A 16,847-nucleotide genomic window follows, 5' to 3' on the forward strand; every position below is an offset into this window, starting at 1 on the left:
TGAGTCAGCTGCCGGTAATGCGTAGTCATCTGCGCTTGAATCCTTCGGTGTGAGAGCCTGGATTCTACCGGTGGCTGGCTCTCTGCCTCTCGTTTCAAGCGTTGCGCTTATTCTATGAATTCAGGCACCATGGGTTTACTCGCTGGCTGAATATCGAATGAGGGCAATCAACGCACAGGCCGTTAGTTCCATGAAATAAGAAGTTAATATATCTGCAGGTTTCTGGAACTTAACCTGCGCAGCCGTGCTCGAAAGGCCAGAAGATATCTTCAATAAGGAGAAACACCCCATGCGTAAGACTTTAGCTATTGCCTTGATGTTGACCGCTTCCCTCGGTCTCGCTGCCTGCGATAAAAAATCCGAGGACAAAGCTCAAGATGCCAACCAACATGCTGAGCAAGCCCAGCAAAAAATGAACGAAGCTCAGGATAAAGTGAACGAGGCCGCGAAAGAAAACGTCGAAGCCGCCAAAGATCAGGCTGAATCGAACAAGGCCGCCGCAGAAGAAGCCGCTCCGGCCGCCCCTGCCGAAGCCCCTAAAACCAACTAATCGGGTTTTAGCGCTGCAAAAAGAAACCCGCCAAGTGCGGGTTTTCTTTTGCCTGGGATTTAACTAGAGCAACACAGTGCGAAAGGTCGGGCTGAGCATCAACAACAATGAACACACTAAACCGACAAACCACACCAGGCTGCGCTGCCATGCCAAGTCAGCCCAGTAGCACAGCAAATAAACAACCCGCGCAATGACAAAGATGATCGCCAGGCTATCGATCAGCCAACCGGCGGTCTGGGTGGTGTGCGCCATCAACACGCCGACGGAAAACAGGATGAACGCCTCGAAACTGTTTTGATGGGCCGCCACGGCGCGGGCGCCGAACCCGGTCAACTGCGCCTGTTGCTGGCGTGGCAGGTGGTTGTTGTAGCCGCCCTGCTCTTTCATCGCCTTGGCCACCGGCATGCGGGCCACGAAGATCAACAACGCACTGATAAACACGCACCAGAACGGGATACTCATTAATTCACCTCTTTATTGGCATCAGGCAAGGGCGCCTCTGTAGGGGTATAGACCATGACTTCAAGAACGTCGGAATGAAACTCGCGGCGATAGAGCACCAGCACCACCCCCGTACTCATCAACATGAACAACCAAGGGCTGACGAACCAGGCCAGCATGGTCATGCCGAAGTAATAGGAACGCAGGCCAAAGTTGAACTGGTTGGCAGCCATGGAGATCACACGGGCAGCCCGCGACGCGAACGCCTTGCGCTCCTGCTCGGAGACATGGCGTTCGCCGATCATGGGTGCGGAACCTACCAGAATCGCCGCGAAGTTGTACTGACGCATGCACCAGCTAAAGGTGAAAAAGGCGTAGACGAAGACCATCGCCAGGCACAGCAGCTTGATCTCGGACATGCCCTGGGACGCCTGCTGCACCATCGGAATGTCCGCCAATAACGATACGGCGCGCTCGGAAGCCCCCAGTACAGTCAGAATGCCCGCCAGGATAATTAGCGTGCTGGAGGCGAAGAATGAGGCGTTGCGCTCCAGATTGCCGATCACGCTGGCATCGGCGATGCGGTTGTCACGCAACAGCATGCGGCGCATCCAGTCTTCGCGGTACAGATGCAGGACACTGGCCAGGCACGCGGTGTCGCGGCCCTTCCAGGTGGCGTAACGGGTATACCCGCCCCAACAGATGACAAACCAGAGGGCGGCGAGAAGGTGGGTCAGATTGGCCTGGATAAACGACATGCAATTCCCTGTGAGACGTTGGCGAATATAAATCTGGCCGGCCCCAGGCAGCTTCCGGTGCCGACAGACAGACCTTCGACGTTAGCCCACGAAAAAAGACACGACCACGCGCCCATAAAAAATGCCCCGCATCGATTGATGCGGGGCATTTCAGTACGGCTCGGCGCGCTTGTGGCGGGCCGGCAGATCTACGCGATGGCTTCGCTGCGCTTGCCCAGCAGTCGGTCGCAGACTACGGCCAGCATCAGGGTGAAGACACACGGCACCAGCCAGGCCAGGCCTTGCTCGGCCAGCGGCAGGTTGCTCAACTTGGCCGGCAACCAACCCGCCAGGCCCGCCCCCTTGAGGGCATCGATCAGGCCGAACAGGAACGACACCAGCATCACCGGGCCGACAATGCGGCCCTGCTCCTGCCAGAAGTCTTTGCAGAAGCTCAAGGCCACCAGCACGATGCACGGCGGGTAAATGGCGGTCAGCACCGGGATCGAGAACGCGATCAACTTGGTCAGGCCCAGGTTGGAAACCAGCAGCGAGAACGCAGCGAGGATCACCACCAGTGTTTTGTACGACAGCGGTAGCACGCGGCTGAAGTATTCGGCGCAGGCGCAGGTCAGGCCCACGGCGGTCACCAGACAGGCCAGGGAAATCAGCACAGCAAGGAAACCGCTGCCCAGGGAACCGAAAGTGTGCTGCACATAGGCATGCAGTACCGCCGCGCCATTAGTGGCACCGGCCGCCACTTCATGGCTGCCCGAACCCAGGCGGAACAGGCTGATGTACACCAACGCCAGGCCCACGCCAGCAATCAGGCCAGCAATGATGGCGTAGCGGGTAATCAGCGCCGGCGAATCGACGCCACGGGAACGAATGGCGTTGACGATGACGATGCCGAATACCAGTGCGCCCAGGGTATCCATGGTCAGGTAGCCACTGATGAACCCTTGAGAGAACGGTGCGGCGACGTATTCAGGGGTGGCGGTGCCAACATTCCCGGCCGGCAGGGCAAACGCGGCGATCCCCAGGGCTGCGAGGGCAATGATCTTCAAAGGTGCCAGGAAACGCCCGACAGTATCGAGCAGACGGCCCGGGTACAGGGAGATGAAGAACACCAGCAAGAAGTACACGGAGCTATAGAGGAACAGCGCCAATGGGCTCTCACCGGTCAGCGGCGCCAGGCCCACTTCAAAGGACACCGTGGCCGTGCGCGGAGTAGCGAACAGCGGGCCGACCGCCAGGTAGCATGCCGCCGCCAGGATGCCGCCGGCCAGTTTACCGATGGGGCTACTCAGCGCGTCCATCGCGCCGCCGACCTTGGCCAAGGCCACGACGGTAATCACCGGTAGGCCCACGGCGGTAATCAGAAAGCCCAACGCCGCCATCCAGACATGAGGCCCGGACTGCAAACCAACGATAGGCGGGAAGATGATGTTGCCGGCGCCCACGAAGAGGGCAAAGGTCATAAAACCAAGTGCCAGGATGTCCTGGCCTTTCAACACTTTCATTTAGGGAAATACCACACTACTGAATCGGAATTTAGAGAGGGACTTCCCTATGGATGAGGGAAATGCTGTCGGTCCGTTTGGGACTGACCCGTTTAGCGCGGCACTTCCTTGTGGGGAGCAGACGCATAAAGAGGCGGCTAGCGTACAGAAATTGCGTGATAAACGCACTGTTAGGGGGCGCACTGTCCGATAAACGACATCTCAATGTCGTGTTCTTGTAAAAGCAGCAGCACGTGACTCGCTACAACCGGCAACCATGCCCGTGTGCTTTTCTCTTGCAGCTCAAAACTTGCCGCTTACGCCTGCGCTTGAAGCACAAAGGCCACCCCGAGGGGTGGCCTTTGTAGTAGAGCGCTACAAGCTGCAACTCAGAGAACGAACGCTCTTCTCTTACAGCTTAAAACTGGCAGCTTGCGGCGGCTCTTACTTGATCGCCCAGCCAGTCAGCTCGGACAGTGCCTTGCCGATGTCTGCCAGCGAACGCACGGTTTTCACGCCGGCGTCTTCCAGGGCAGCAAACTTCTCGTCTGCAGTGCCTTTGCCGCCGGAGATGATTGCGCCCGCATGGCCCATGCGCTTGCCCGCAGGGGCAGTCACACCAGCGATGTAGGAAACAACCGGCTTGGTCACGTTTGCCTTGATGTAGGCAGCCGCTTCTTCTTCAGCCGAACCGCCGATCTCACCGATCATCACGATCGCTTCGGTCTTCGGGTCTTCCTGGAACAGTTTCAGGATGTCGATGAAGTTCGAGCCTGGGATCGGGTCACCGCCGATGCCGACGCAAGTCGACTGACCGAAACCGGCGTCAGTAGTCTGCTTCACAGCTTCGTAGGTCAGGGTGCCGGAACGGGAAACGATACCGACCTTGCCTGGCAAGTGAATGTGACCTGGCATGATGCCAATCTTGCATTCGCCCGGGGTGATGACACCTGGGCAGTTAGGGCCGATCAGGACCACGCCCAGTTCGTCGCACTTGACCTTGGCATCCAGCATGTCCAGGGTAGGAATGCCTTCGGTGATGCACACGATCAGCTTGATGCCGCCGAACGCCGCTTCAAGGATGGAGTCCTTGCAGAAAGGAGCTGGAACGTAGATCACGCTGGCGGTTGCGCCAGTGGCTGCTACAGCGTCTTTCACGGTGTTGAACACTGGCAGGCCCAGGTGTTCGGTGCCGCCTTTGCCTGGAGTCACGCCGCCAACCATCTTGGTGCCGTATTCGAGGGCTTGCTGGGTGTGGAAGCTACCCTGGGAACCGGTGATGCCCTGGCAGATAACCTTGGTGTCTTTGTTAATCAGGACGCTCATTATTTGCCCTCCGCAGCTTTGACGACTTGTTGAGCAGCGTCGGTCAGGCTGGTAGCAGCGATGATGTTCAAACCGCTTTCTGCCAGTACTTTAGCGCCCAGTTCAGCGTTGTTGCCTTCAAGGCGAACAACAACCGGGATTTTCACGCCGACTTCTTTCACTGCACCGATGATGCCTTCGGCAATCATGTCGCAACGAACGATGCCGCCGAAGATGTTGACCAGTACTGCAGCGACGTTAGCGTCGGACAGGATGATCTTGAACGCTTCGGTAACGCGTTCCTTGGTAGCGCCGCCGCCCACGTCGAGGAAGTTGGCTGGCTTGCCGCCATGCAGGTTGACGATGTCCATGGTGCCCATGGCCAGGCCAGCACCGTTGACCATGCAACCGATGTTGCCTTCCAGCGCTACGTAGTTCAGCTCGAACTTGGCAGCGTGCGCTTCGCGCGGATCGTCCTGCGACGGATCGTGGAAAGTCTTCAGCTTAGGCTGGCGGTACATTGCGTTGGCGTCGATGTTGATCTTGGCATCGAGGCAGTGCAGGTCGCCATCAGCCTTGATAACCAGCGGGTTCACTTCCAGCAGGGCCAGATCGTGATCCTGGAACAGCTTGGCCAGACCAACGAAGATCTTGGCGAACTGAGCAACTTGCTTGCCTTCCAGGCCCAGCTGGAAAGCCAGCTCGCGACCCTGGAACGGCTGAGCGCCGACCAGTGGATCGATGGTGGCCTTGAGGATTTTCTCAGGGGTGTCGTGAGCGATTTTCTCGATGTCCACGCCACCTTCGGTGGAAGCCATGAACACGATGCGACGGCTCGAACGGTCAACGACAGCGCCCAGGTACAGCTCTTTGGCGATATCAGTGCACGATTCAACCAGGATCTTGGTGACTGGCTGGCCGTTGGCGTCAGTCTGGTAAGTCACCAGACGCTTGCCCAACCACTGTTGAGCGAATGCTTTGGCGTCTTCTTTGCTGCGAACCAGCTTTACGCCGCCCGCTTTACCGCGACCACCAGCGTGGACCTGGGCTTTGACAACCCACTCGGTGCCGCCGATTTTGTCGCAAGCTTCTGCTGCCGCTTCCGGAGTGTCTACTGCAAAACCCTGGGATACTGGCAGGCCGTATTCAGCGAACAGCTGCTTACCCTGATACTCGTGAAGATTCATGCTTATTACCGTCTTCGTTAGGTACTGCGCATTCGGCGCTGCACTTTCATAAGTGCCGCACCACCTGTGACTGCTGCTTGCGCAGTTTCATCGCCTGCCCCACCCGAAGGCCGGGCAGTCGGTGAAACTACACAAGGCTGCGTCCAGCGGACATTCCGCGGTGAGTCTTGCGCGCAAGGCTCACGACGGGCAACCGCCGTGGTTTCTTATTATCTTGCTTAGCGTTTCTTGCGGTTGGCGATGTGGATGGCTTGGCCATTCACCGCCAACGCGGCTTCGTGCAACGCTTCGGACAGGGTCGGATGGGAGAAGACCATCATGCCGATATCCTCGGCACTGGTGCCGAATTCCATACCGATAGCGCCCTGCTGAACCAGTTCTGCAGCGCCCGGGCCGATCACGTGAACACCCAGTACGCGGTCGGTCTTGGCGTCGGCGATGACTTTGACAAAACCACCGGTGTCGTTGGCTGCCATGGCACGGCCACTGGCGGCGAACGGAAAGGTGCCGACGTTAACTTCAACGCCTTCAGCTTTCAAGGCTTGCTCGGTTTTACCGACCCATGCGATTTCCGGATGGGTGTAGATAACCGAAGGGATCAGGTCGTAGTTCATCTGGGCTTTGTGGCCCTTGATGCGCTCGGCCACCATGATGCCTTCTTCGGAAGCCTTGTGCGCCAGCATCATGCCGCGCACCACATCGCCGATCGCGTAGACGCCAGGAACGCTGGTCGCGCACTGGTCGTCAACGAAGATGAAGCCACGTTCGTCGATGGTCACACCGCTGTCAGCCGCCAGCAGATCGGTGGTCACCGGACGGCGACCAACGGCTACGATCAGCTTGTCGAAGGTGATGGTCTGTTCGCCGTTGGCGTCGGTGTAGGTCACCACGACTTCTTCGCCGTTGACCTTGGAGCCGGTGACGCGAGCGCCCAGCTTGATGTCCAGACCTTGTTTGGTCAGGGTTTTCAGGGCTTCTTTGGACACAGCGGTGTCGGCAGCCATCAAGAAGGTATCCAGGGCTTCCAGGACAGTCACTTGCGCGCCCAGACGGGACCAGACGGAACCCAGTTCCAGGCCAATCACGCCAGCGCCGATCACGCCCAGGCGTTTTGGCACGGCCTGGAATTCCAGGGCACCGGTGGAATCAACGATGACGTTGTTGTCCACTGGAGCTGGTGGAATGTCGATCGGACGCGAGCCAGAGGCCAGGATCACGTGCTCGGCTTCGATCACTTCAACCGAACCGTCAGGCTTGGTCAGCTCGACTTTCTTGCCGGCCAGCAACTTGCCGTGGCCTTGCAGGGAAGTCACGCCATTGGCTTTGAACAGGGTCGCAACGCCGGAGGTCAGGCCTTTGACGATATTTGCCTTGCGGCCAACCATGGCAGCAACGTCCATGGTCACGCCTGCGTGATTGATACCGTGGATGGCAAAACCATCCTGGGCTTCGTGGAATTTCCAGGAGCTGTCCAGCAGCGCCTTGGAAGGAATGCAACCTACGTTCAGGCAAGTGCCGCCCAACGCCAGCTTGCCTTCCTTGTCGGTGTATTTCTCGATGCAGGCAGTCGTGAGGCCCAGTTGCGCAGCCTTGATGGCCGCGACGTAGCCGCCAGGGCCCGCACCAATCACTACAACGTCAAATTTCTGAGACATGAAAATAGATCCTCTATTTAGCGACAAGCTTTAGCGTCAAGCTGCAAGCCAAGCTGATTTTTCTTACAGCCTGCAGCTCGCAACTTGACGCTGCTTCTATCAGATATCCAGGAGCAAGCGAGCCGGGTCTTCCAGCAGGTTCTTGATGGTTACCAGGAAAGTCACGGCTTCTTTACCATCGATCAAACGGTGATCGTAGGACAGGGCCAGGTACATCATCGGACGGATCACGACCTGACCATTGATCGCCATAGGGCGTTGCAGGATGTTGTGCATACCCAGGATCGCTGCTTGCGGCGGGTTGACGATCGGGGTCGACATCATCGAGCCGAATGTACCACCGTTGGTGATGGTGAAAGTACCACCGGTCATTTCGTCCATCGACAGCTTACCGTCGCGAGCCTTCTTACCGAAAGTGGCGATGCCACCTTCGATTTCAGCCAGGCTCATCAGTTCGGCGTTACGCAGAACCGGTACAACCAGACCGCGATCGCTGGAAACCGCAACACCGACGTCGGCATAGCCGTGGTAGACGATATCGCCGCCATCGATCGAAGCGTTGACTGCCGGGAAGCGTTTCAGCGCTTCGGTGGCAGCTTTCACGAAGAACGACATGAAGCCCAGGCGTACGCCGTTGTGGGACTTCTCGAACAGGTCCTTGTACTTCGAACGCAGGGCCATGACTTCGGTCATGTCGACTTCGTTGAAGGTAGTCAGCATCGCCATGTTCGACTGGGCTTCAACCAGGCGCTTGGCCACGGTGGCGCGAACGCGGGTCATCGGAACACGCTTCTCGACGCGATCACCGGCAGCGAACACCGGGGCAGCGGCGGCAGGCGCAGCAGCCTTGGCAGGTGCGGCGGCCGGGGCGGCTTTCTTGGCCGCAACGGCTGCAACGACGTCTTCCTTGGTCACACGACCACCTTTGCCGGTGCCGGCAACGGAAGCAATGTTGATACCGCTTTCTTCAGCCAGCTTGCGCGCAGCAGGTGCGGCAACAGGATCGTCTTCACCACCGGCAGCAGGCGCAGCGGCCTGTGCAGGAGCGGCAGCAGCGGCTGCGGGAGCCGCGGCAACACCGCCCGCCTCGATCGAACCCAGTACCTGGTTAGAGAGGACGGTAGCGCCCTCTTCGGCAACGATGGCACCCAGGACGCCGTCGGCTTCGGCCAACACTTCCAGTACAACCTTGTCGGTCTCGATGTCGACGATCAGGTCGTCACGCTTTACAGCGTCGCCTGGTTTTTTGTGCCAGGTGGCAACGGTGCCATCGGCAACCGATTCCGGGAATGACGGGGCTTTGATTTCGATAGCCATTATCTGTGGGTCCTTAAAATTCGGTTTCAGTCAGCGCGAAGGCGTTAAACAGTAAAGGCATCTTGCAGGAGTTTTTCCTGCTGCTCAGCGTGCATCGATGCATAACCACAAGCAGGTGCAGCAGAAGCGTCACGGCCCGCGTACTCGAGTACGAGCGACTTGTTGTGACCACTGATGATGCGGCGCATGTGGTGCTGGCTGCAGTACCAGGCACCCTGGTTCATCGGCTCTTCCTGACACCAAACGATGTGTTTGAGGTTGGAATAAGGAGCCAGGACTTCGATCAGGTCGTCCTCAGGGAATGGGTACAACTGCTCAAGACGCACGATGGCGATGTCGTCACGACCTTCGGCGCGGCGTTTTTCGAGGAGGTCGTAGTAGACCTTGCCGCTGCAGAGCACAACGCGCTCGACCTTTTTCGGGTCCTGGGCGTCGATTTCCGGGATAACGGTCTGGAACGAACCTTCCGCGAGATCTTCCAGGGTCGAGATGGCCAGTTTATGGCGCAGCAGCGACTTAGGAGTCAGGACTACCAGCGGCTTGCGCAGCGGGCGAATCACCTGGCGACGCAGCAAGTGGTAGATCTGGGCCGGAGTGGTCGGCATGCACACCTGGATGTTGTGCTCGGCGCACAACTGCAGGTAACGCTCCAGACGGGCCGAGGAGTGTTCCGGCCCCTGACCTTCATAACCGTGCGGCAACAACATGGTCAGACCGCAGAGACGGCCCCACTTGTGCTCGCCGCTGGTGATGAATTGGTCGATCACCACTTGGGCGCCGTTGGCGAAGTCACCGAACTGGGCTTCCCAGATCACCAACGCATTAGGCGTGGTGGTCGAGTAACCGTATTCAAATGCCAGTACGGCTTCTTCGGACAGGAACGAATCGTACAGGTCGAAACGTGGCTGGCCTTTGTACAGGTTCTGCAGCGGGATGTAGGTGCCCGCGTCTTTCTGGTTGTGCAACACGGCGTGACGGTGCGAGAACGTACCGCGGCCAATGTCCTGGCCAGTCATGCGGATCGGGTGACCTTCAAACGCCAGGGTCGCGTATGCCATGGTTTCGGCATAACCCCAGTTGATCGGCAGGCCGCCGGCTTGCATTTTCTGACGGTCTTCGTAGATCTTCGCGACCTGGCGCTGGACTACGAAGCCTTCCGGGATTTCCAGCAGCTTGGCGGACAGCTCTTGCAGGGTCTTGAGGTCGAAACGGGTGTCGTGACGCGCAGTCCAGGCGTGGCCCAGGTACGGGCGCCAGTCCACGAACAACTCTTTGTTCGGCTCTTTGACCAGGCTTTTTACCACATGCAGGCCGTTATCCAGCGCGTTGCGGTATTCGTCGATCTTCGCTTGCACGCGCTCGATGTCCAGGACGCCGCTCTGGGTCAGGTGATCGGCGTACAGCTCACGGGTGGTGCGCTGTTTGCTGATCTGCTGGTACATCAGAGGCTGGGTGCCGCTAGGTTCGTCCGCTTCGTTGTGGCCGCGACGACGGTAGCAAACCAGGTCGATCACCACGTCGCGCTTGTACTGCATGCGGTAGTCGATGGCGAGCTGGGTCACGAACAGCACAGCTTCCGGATCATCACCGTTAACGTGCAGGATCGGCGCCTGAATCATCTTCGCAACGTCGGTGGCGTACTCGGTGGAGCGCGAGTCCAGCGGGTTGCTGATGGTGAAGCCGACCTGGTTGTTGATGACCAGGTGGATCGTGCCGCCCGTCTTGAAGCCGCGTGTCTGCGACATCTGGAAGGTTTCCATGACCACGCCCTGACCTGCGAATGCAGCGTCACCGTGGATGGAAATCGGCAGGACCTTTTCCCCAGTCGGATCGTTGCGACGATCCTGGCGGGCACGCACGGAACCTTCAACCACCGGCGAAACGATTTCCAAGTGGGAAGGGTTGAACGCCATTGCCAGGTGGACTTCGCCGCCGGCAGTCATGACGTTGGACGAGAAGCCCTGGTGATACTTGACGTCACCGGAACCCAACTCAACCTTTTTCTTGCCTTCGAATTCGTCGAACAGCTCACGCGGGTTCTTGCCGAAGGTGTTGACCAGTACGTTCAGACGGCCACGGTGGGCCATGCCGATGACGATTTCCTTGGTGCCGTAGGAACCGGAACGCTGGATCAACTCGTCGAGCAACGGAATCAGGCTCTCGCCGCCTTCCAGACCGAAACGCTTGGTGCCCGGGTACTTGGTGCCCAGGTACTTTTCCAGGCCTTCAGCGGCCGTAACGCGCTCGAGCAGGTGGCTCTTGATGTCCGCGGAGAAGGTCGGACGGCCGCGCACGCTTTCCAGACGCTGCTGGAACCACTGGCGCTGCTCGGAATCGACGATGTGCGTAAATTCAGCGCCGATGGTGCGGCAATATGTCTGCTGCAACGCTTCGTGAATTTCGCGTAGGCTCGCTTCCTCTTTGCCGATGAACAGGTCTCCGGCACGGAAGGTCGTATCAAGATCGGCATTGGTCAAGCCGTAGTGATTGATCGACAGGTCTGCAGGTGCAGGACGCTGCCACAGCCCCAGCGGATCAAGCTGGGCTGCCTGGTGGCCACGCATACGGTAGGCCTGGATCAGTCGCAGCACTTCAACTTGCTTCTTCTCGTGCTCACTGCTCACGCTGCCGGCGGAAACCGGTTGGGCGCGGCGCTGGTTCTTTGCCAGCAAGACGAAATGATCGCGAATTGTCGAGTGCGAAACATCGGTGGCAGTGTTGCCATCAGCAGGCAACTTCTGAAAATAGGTGCGCCACTCTTCTGGCACAGCGTTAGGGTCGTGCAGGTAGAGCTCGTAGAGCTCTTCCACATAGGCAGCGTTACTACCGGATAGGTAGGCGCTGTTCCACATGCGCTGCATCACGCTTTCTTGCATGCTTGGTCACCCTCGGTTAGGGGAACACCACCGGCGAAGACACCGAGCAAACTTGCAGAAGTCCGAGTGCAGCGACCAAAACAAGCCACTTAGGATCACGCTGATAGTCCGGGTACCAGCCCGGATGCCCCTGCTTGTCTCATTTCTTCAAAATAAGAACCGCGGCCTTTTAGGCTGCTGTTCAGGTTAAAACTACGGCGCCGGTTGAAGCCTGCGCCGTAGCATCTACGGGTACAACGGTGTTACGGGTACTGCAGCTGTATCACACGCCGCTCTGCAGCAGCATGTTACGGATGTGACCGATGGCCTTAGTCGGGTTCAGGCCTTTGGGACATACGTTGACGCAGTTCATGATCCCGCGGCAGCGGAATACGCTGAACGGGTCGTCCAGTGAAGCCAGACGTTCGGACGTCTGGGTGTCACGGCTGTCTGCCAGGAAGCGGTAGGCTTGCAGCAAAGCGGCCGGGCCCAGGAACTTGTCCGGGTTCCACCAGAAGGATGGGCACGAGGTCGAGCAGCAGGCGCACAGGATGCACTCGTACAGACCATCGAGCTTTTCACGCTCTTCCGGAGACTGCAGACGTTCGATGGCCGGAGCCGGCGTGTCGTTCTGCAGGTAAGGCTTAACCTTCTCGTATTGCTTGTAGAAGATGCTCATATCGACGACCAGGTCACGAATAATCGGCAAACCTGGCAGAGGACGAACGATCAGCTTGTTACCCTTGACCACGGCGGACAGCGGCGTGATGCACGCCAGGCCGTTCTTGCCGTTGATGTTCATGCCGTCAGAACCGCAGACACCTTCACGGCAAGAGCGACGATAGGAGAAACCCTCGTCCTGCTCTTTGATGAGGGCCAGCACGTCCAGCACCATCAGGTCTTTACCACCGGTATCGACCGAAAATTCCTGCATGAACGGCGAAGCGTCCTGATCGGGGTTGTAGCGATAAACACTGACTTTCAACATGGCGGCCACCCTTAATAAGTCCGAATCTTAGGTTCAAAAGTCGGAACAGTCTTCGGCGAGAAGTTCACAGCACGCTTGGTCACGCGCTTGTCACCCGGGAAGTACAGGGTGTGGCACAGCCAGTTTTCGTCGTCACGGTCTTCAAAGTCTTCACGGGCGTGAGCGCCGCGGGACTCTTTACGCACTTCTGCGGCGATGGCGGTAGCTTCGGCCACTTCCAGCAGGTTCTGCAGCTCCAGAGCTTCGATACGCGCGGTGTTGAAGGCCTGGGACTTGTCGTTGATCTTCACGTTGGCAATACGCACACGCAGATCTGCCAGTTGGGCAATACCCTTCTGCATGTATTCGCCGGTACGGAACACACCGAAGTAGTTCTGCATGCAGTTTTGCAGCTCGCGACGCAGGGTTGCTACGTCTTCGCCATCGGTGCGCTCGTTCAGAGCGGACAGGCGCGCCAGGGCCGCCGTGATGTCGGCGTCGGTGGCGTCGTCGTACTCGATGCCTTCGGTCAGGGCTTTTTCCAGGTGCAGGCCAGCAGCACGGCCGAACACCACCAGGTCGAGCAGCGAGTTGCCGCCCAGACGATTGGCACCGTGAACCGATACGCACGCCACTTCGCCTACCGCGAACAGGCCTGGGATGATCTGGTCCACGCCTTCGTCGTTCTGGGTGATCGCCTGGCCATGAATGTTGGTGGCAACGCCGCCCATCATATAGTGGCAAGTCGGAACAACCGGAACCGGCGCAACCACCGGGTCAACGTGGGCGAATGTCTTCGACAGTTCGCAGATACCTGGCAGACGGCTGTGCAGCACTTCCTCGCCCAAGTGGTCGAGTTTGAGCATCACGTGGTCGCCATTCGGACCGCAACCGTTGCCGGCGATGATTTCTTTAACCATCGAGCGAGCAACCACGTCACGACCGGCAAGGTCCTTCGCGTTCGGAGCATAACGCTCCATGAAACGCTCGCCGTGCTTGTTAATCAGGTAGCCACCTTCACCGCGGCAACCTTCGGTCACCAGTACACCGGCGCCGGCGATGCCGGTCGGGTGGAACTGCCACATTTCGATGTCCTGCACCGGCACGCCAGCACGCAAGGCCATGCCCACGCCGTCGCCGGTGTTAATCAGGGCGTTGGTGGTGGACGCATAGATGCGGCCCGCGCCGCCCGTGGCCAGTACGGTAGCCTTGGCACGGATGTAGGTGGTTTCGCCAGTTTCGATGCAGATTGCGATCACACCGACGAACGCGCCGTCCTGGTTCTTCACCAGGTCGACGGCGTAGTACTCGTTCAGGAACGTGGTACCCGCTTTCAGGTTGCCCTGATAAAGGGTATGCAACAGCGCGTGACCGGTACGGTCGGAAGCGGCGCACGTACGAGCAGCCTGGCCGCCCTTGCCGTAGTCCTTGGACTGACCGCCGAACGGACGCTGGTAGATACGCCCCTGCTCGGTACGAGAGAACGGCAGACCCATGTGGTCCAGCTCGAAAACCGCGGCAGGGCCTTCCTGGCACATGTATTCGATAGCGTCCTGGTCACCGATGTAGTCGGAACCTTTGACGGTGTCGTACATGTGCCAGCGCCAGTCGTCATTCGGATCGGCGGAAGCGATGGCGCAGGTGATGCCGCCCTGGGCCGACACAGTGTGCGAACGGGTCGGGAACACCTTGGTGATAACGGCAGTCTTGTGACCACCTTGTGCCAGCTGCAGCGCTGCGCGCATGCCGGCGCCGCCGCCGCCAATGATGATGGCGTCGAAGGAAATGGTTGGAATGTTAGCCATGAATCAGATACCCCAAAGAATCTGCACACCCCAGACGAAGTACGCGAACATCGCAACGCCGCAGACTGCCTGGAAGAGGAAACGTACTGCGGTCGCGGACTTGCCCAGCGCCATCGGCGTCAGGTAGTCGGTCGCGATGGTCCACATGCCGACCCAGGCGTGAGCGCCCAGGGCCACCAGGGCCAGCAGACTGAAGATACGCATCCCGTTGTTTGCGAACAGGCCGTGCCATTGGGCGTAGCCAATGCCAGGGTTCGCAATGAGGTATCCGATCAGGAAAATGAAATAAGCCGCGAGAACGACCGCAGACACACGCTGCGCCATCCAGTCATAGAGGCCCGAACGCGAAAGGTTCGTAACGCTGGTTACCATATCCAAACTCCTGCCAGAACGATCAGCACCACGGAAATGGCGATGATGATTTTCGAGCCCAGGCGGCCGCCTTCCAGCGTCTCACCGATGCCCATGTCCATAATCAAGTGGCGCACACCGGCAACCAGGTGATAAAGCAGAGCGGACAGAAGGCCCCATGCTACGAACTTGGCCAGCGGATTGGTCAAGCAAGCCTTCACCTCGGCATAGCCTTCCTCGGAACCCAGGGATTTGCCCAATGCGTAAAGCATGATGCCAAGGCCCAGGAAGAGGATGATGCCGGATACACGGTGAAGAAATGACGTAACGCCGGTGATGGGGAGTTTGATGGTCCTTAGGTCTAGGTTTACAGGTCGTTGGCTATTCACGGCTTTTTTTTCACACTGAAGAGCCCCTAACAATCAGGGCAAAGTTGTTGGGGAGTGCACTGGTCAGGTAACCACCACCCAGGGATGCGACCCCCATCAAAACAGGCCCAAAAGCCCCTGGCGGTCGGAGGCCGAGTATAGACAGTTAGGCTACTAATGACAACGCGCTGTCCTCACCCTAATAGCGCATTGCGCAAGCCGTATAAAAGGCGTAAATGGCGGGTAATTTCGAGGAAAAAGTACGGTTAAAGCCTTCTGGGGCAAGACTTTAGGCAAATTGACATTCGAATTTATATCAATATAGTGGTGCGGGCCCTGCGTGGGGGGTCTGTCTGATGATTTGAAGCATAAATAGGAGGCCACATGGCTGACAAAAAAGCGCAGTTGATCATCGAGGGCGCAGCCCCCGTCGAGCTGCCCATTTTAACCGGCACCGTTGGTCCTGATGTAATCGACGTTCGGGGCTTGACGGCCACGGGCCGCTTCACCTTTGACCCAGGGTTCATGTCGACTGCCTCGTGCGAGTCGAAGATCACCTACATCGACGGCGACAACGGCATCCTGTTGCACCGTGGCTACCCGATCGAACAACTCGCCGAGAAGTCGGACTACCTGGAAACCTGCTACCTGCTGCTCAACGGCGAATTGCCGACCGCAGAACAGAAAGCCCAGTTCGTCAGCACCGTGAAGAACCACACCATGGTCCACGAGCAGTTGAAGACCTTCTTCAACGGCTTTCGCCGCGACGCCCACCCGATGGCCGTCATGTGCGGCGTAGTCGGCGCCCTGTCGGCCTTCTACCACGACTCCCTGGACATCAATAACCCGCAGCATCGCGAAATCTCCGCGATCCGCCTGGTTGCCAAGATGCCCACCCTGGCCGCGATGGTCTACAAGTACTCCATGGGCCAGCCCATGATGTACCCGCGCAACGACCTGACCTACGCCGAAAACTTCCTGCACATGATGTTCAACACCCCGTGCGAGATCAAACCGATCAGCCCGGTACTCGCCAAGGCCATGGACCGGATCTTCATCCTCCACGCCGACCACGAGCAGAACGCGTCGACCTCCACCGTGCGCCTGGCAGGCTCCTCGGGCGCCAACCCGTTCGCCTGCATCGCCGCCGGTATCGCCGCGCTCTGGGGCCCTGCCCACGGCGGTGCGAACGAAGCAGTATTGACCATGCTCGATGAAATCGGCGATGTCTCGAACATCGACAAGTTCATCGCCAAGGCCAAGGACAAGAACGATCCGTTCAAGTTGATGGGCTTCGGGCACCGCGTCTACAAGAACCGTGACCCGCGTGCCACCGTAATGAAGCAGACCTGCGACGAAGTCCTGCGCGAACTGGGGATCAACAACGATCCGCAACTCCAACTGGCCATGCGCCTGGAAGAGATCGCCCTGACCGACCCGTACTTCATCGAACGCTCGCTCTACCCTAACGTTGACTTCTACTCGGGGATCATCCTCAAGGCGATCGGCATTCCAACCAGCATGTTCACCGTGATCTTCGCCCTGGCGCGTACCGTCGGCTGGATCTCGCACTGGAAGGAAATGCTCTCCAGCCCGTACAAGATCGGCCGCCCGCGCCAGTTGTACACCGGCTATGAGTCGCGTGACATCACCAAGCTCGAAGATCGGCACTAACACCCAAGCAAATTGAAACGGCCTCTTGATGAGGCCGTTTTTTTTGCCTGGGGGTTAGGAGCAGCAAGCGGCAAGTCTCAAGCTCTAAGCCCCAAATAAAGGCGTCGGCCGTTGCGCAAGGGACACCTCG

14 protein-coding genes are annotated in these 16,847 nt (G+C 58.5%); 2 read left to right on the forward strand and 12 right to left on the reverse strand.

The window, feature by feature from the left end; all coding sequences use genetic code 11:
* Window positions 1–289 precede the first annotated feature (289 nt).
* The gene (locus tag AC19YT_RS15865) at window positions 290–550 is read left to right on the forward strand and encodes a hypothetical protein (protein ID WP_095110624.1); all 261 of its coding nucleotides are present in this window, start codon (window positions 290–292) and stop codon (window positions 548–550) included.
* A gap of 63 nt (window positions 551–613) precedes the next feature.
* On the opposite strand, the gene AC19YT_RS15870 is transcribed toward AC19YT_RS15865, so the two are convergent.
* The 12 genes from AC19YT_RS15870 to sdhC all read right to left on the reverse strand — a co-directional run bounded on the left by AC19YT_RS15870 (window position 614) and on the right by sdhC (window position 15,064).
* The gene (locus tag AC19YT_RS15870; protein WP_095110625.1) at window positions 614–1,015 is read right to left on the reverse strand and encodes an MAPEG family protein; all 402 of its coding nucleotides are present in this window, start codon (window positions 1,013–1,015) and stop codon (window positions 614–616) included.
* Window positions 1,015–1,752 (reverse strand): DUF599 domain-containing protein, encoded by a 738-nt coding sequence (locus tag AC19YT_RS15875; RefSeq protein WP_095110626.1) that lies wholly within the window; start codon window positions 1,750–1,752, stop codon window positions 1,015–1,017. The genes AC19YT_RS15870 and AC19YT_RS15875 overlap by 1 nt, the downstream gene beginning before the upstream one ends.
* Before the next feature lie 188 nt (window positions 1,753–1,940).
* Entirely contained in the window at window positions 1,941–3,254 is a 1,314-nt protein-coding gene (gene brnQ / locus AC19YT_RS15880; protein WP_500610597.1) for a branched-chain amino acid transport system II carrier protein, read from the reverse strand.
* Window positions 3,255–3,677: 423 nt separating this feature from the next.
* Entirely contained in the window at window positions 3,678–4,559 is an 882-nt protein-coding gene (gene sucD, locus AC19YT_RS15885) for a succinate--CoA ligase subunit alpha (RefSeq protein ID WP_020299222.1), read from the reverse strand.
* The gene (sucC, locus tag AC19YT_RS15890) at window positions 4,559–5,725 is read right to left on the reverse strand and encodes an ADP-forming succinate--CoA ligase subunit beta (RefSeq protein WP_095110628.1); all 1,167 of its coding nucleotides are present in this window, start codon (window positions 5,723–5,725) and stop codon (window positions 4,559–4,561) included. Before sucC ends, sucD begins: the two co-directional genes overlap by 1 nt.
* A gap of 218 nt (window positions 5,726–5,943) precedes the next feature.
* A complete protein-coding gene (lpdA, locus tag AC19YT_RS15895) occupies window positions 5,944–7,380 on the reverse strand; it encodes a dihydrolipoyl dehydrogenase (RefSeq protein ID WP_095110629.1) in 1,437 nt (478 codons plus the stop codon).
* A 99-nt stretch (window positions 7,381–7,479) separates the two neighbouring features.
* Complete coding sequence (odhB, locus tag AC19YT_RS15900) at window positions 7,480–8,697, reverse strand: 2-oxoglutarate dehydrogenase complex dihydrolipoyllysine-residue succinyltransferase (protein WP_095110630.1); 1,218 nt, start codon at window positions 8,695–8,697, stop codon at window positions 7,480–7,482.
* Window positions 8,698–8,741: 44 nt separating this feature from the next.
* Complete coding sequence (locus AC19YT_RS15905; protein WP_095110631.1) at window positions 8,742–11,573, reverse strand: 2-oxoglutarate dehydrogenase E1 component; 2,832 nt, start codon at window positions 11,571–11,573, stop codon at window positions 8,742–8,744.
* Between the two features lie 262 nt (window positions 11,574–11,835).
* The gene (locus tag AC19YT_RS15910; protein WP_095110708.1) at window positions 11,836–12,540 is read right to left on the reverse strand and encodes a succinate dehydrogenase iron-sulfur subunit; all 705 of its coding nucleotides are present in this window, start codon (window positions 12,538–12,540) and stop codon (window positions 11,836–11,838) included.
* An 11-nt stretch (window positions 12,541–12,551) separates the two neighbouring features.
* The gene (gene sdhA, locus AC19YT_RS15915) at window positions 12,552–14,324 is read right to left on the reverse strand and encodes a succinate dehydrogenase flavoprotein subunit (RefSeq protein WP_095110632.1); all 1,773 of its coding nucleotides are present in this window, start codon (window positions 14,322–14,324) and stop codon (window positions 12,552–12,554) included.
* Window positions 14,325–14,327: 3 nt separating this feature from the next.
* Complete coding sequence (gene sdhD, locus AC19YT_RS15920) at window positions 14,328–14,696, reverse strand: succinate dehydrogenase, hydrophobic membrane anchor protein (protein ID WP_095110633.1); 369 nt, start codon at window positions 14,694–14,696, stop codon at window positions 14,328–14,330.
* A complete protein-coding gene (gene sdhC / locus AC19YT_RS15925) occupies window positions 14,690–15,064 on the reverse strand; it encodes a succinate dehydrogenase, cytochrome b556 subunit (RefSeq protein ID WP_500610598.1) in 375 nt (124 codons plus the stop codon). Before sdhC ends, sdhD begins: the two co-directional genes overlap by 7 nt.
* Before the next feature lie 363 nt (window positions 15,065–15,427).
* Here sdhC and gltA point away from each other — a divergent pair, with 363 nt between their 5' ends.
* A complete protein-coding gene (gene gltA / locus AC19YT_RS15930; protein ID WP_095110635.1) occupies window positions 15,428–16,717 on the forward strand; it encodes a citrate synthase in 1,290 nt (429 codons plus the stop codon).
* Window positions 16,718–16,847: the final 130 nt, after the last annotated feature.

This window comes from Pseudomonas sp. MF08875, assembly GCF_059862525.1.

Coding starts and splice junctions, on each gene's coding strand:
- AC19YT_RS15865 (WP_095110624.1), top strand. CDS start 290: ATGCGTAAGACTTTAGCTATTGCCTTGATGTTGACCGCTTCCCTCGGT.
- AC19YT_RS15870 (WP_095110625.1), bottom strand. CDS start 1,015: ATGAGTATCCCGTTCTGGTGCGTGTTTATCAGTGCGTTGTTGATCTTC.
- AC19YT_RS15875 (WP_095110626.1), bottom strand. CDS start 1,752: ATGTCGTTTATCCAGGCCAATCTGACCCACCTTCTCGCCGCCCTCTGG.
- brnQ (WP_500610597.1), bottom strand. CDS start 3,254: ATGAAAGTGTTGAAAGGCCAGGACATCCTGGCACTTGGTTTTATGACC.
- sucD (WP_020299222.1), bottom strand. CDS start 4,559: ATGAGCGTCCTGATTAACAAAGACACCAAGGTTATCTGCCAGGGCATC.
- sucC (WP_095110628.1), bottom strand. CDS start 5,725: ATGAATCTTCACGAGTATCAGGGTAAGCAGCTGTTCGCTGAATACGGC.
- lpdA (WP_095110629.1), bottom strand. CDS start 7,380: ATGTCTCAGAAATTTGACGTTGTAGTGATTGGTGCGGGCCCTGGCGGC.
- odhB (WP_095110630.1), bottom strand. CDS start 8,697: ATGGCTATCGAAATCAAAGCCCCGTCATTCCCGGAATCGGTTGCCGAT.
- AC19YT_RS15905 (WP_095110631.1), bottom strand. CDS start 11,573: ATGCAAGAAAGCGTGATGCAGCGCATGTGGAACAGCGCCTACCTATCC.
- AC19YT_RS15910 (WP_095110708.1), bottom strand. CDS start 12,540: ATGTTGAAAGTCAGTGTTTATCGCTACAACCCCGATCAGGACGCTTCG.
- sdhA (WP_095110632.1), bottom strand. CDS start 14,324: ATGGCTAACATTCCAACCATTTCCTTCGACGCCATCATCATTGGCGGC.
- sdhD (WP_095110633.1), bottom strand. CDS start 14,696: ATGGTAACCAGCGTTACGAACCTTTCGCGTTCGGGCCTCTATGACTGG.
- gltA (WP_095110635.1), top strand. CDS start 15,428: ATGGCTGACAAAAAAGCGCAGTTGATCATCGAGGGCGCAGCCCCCGTC.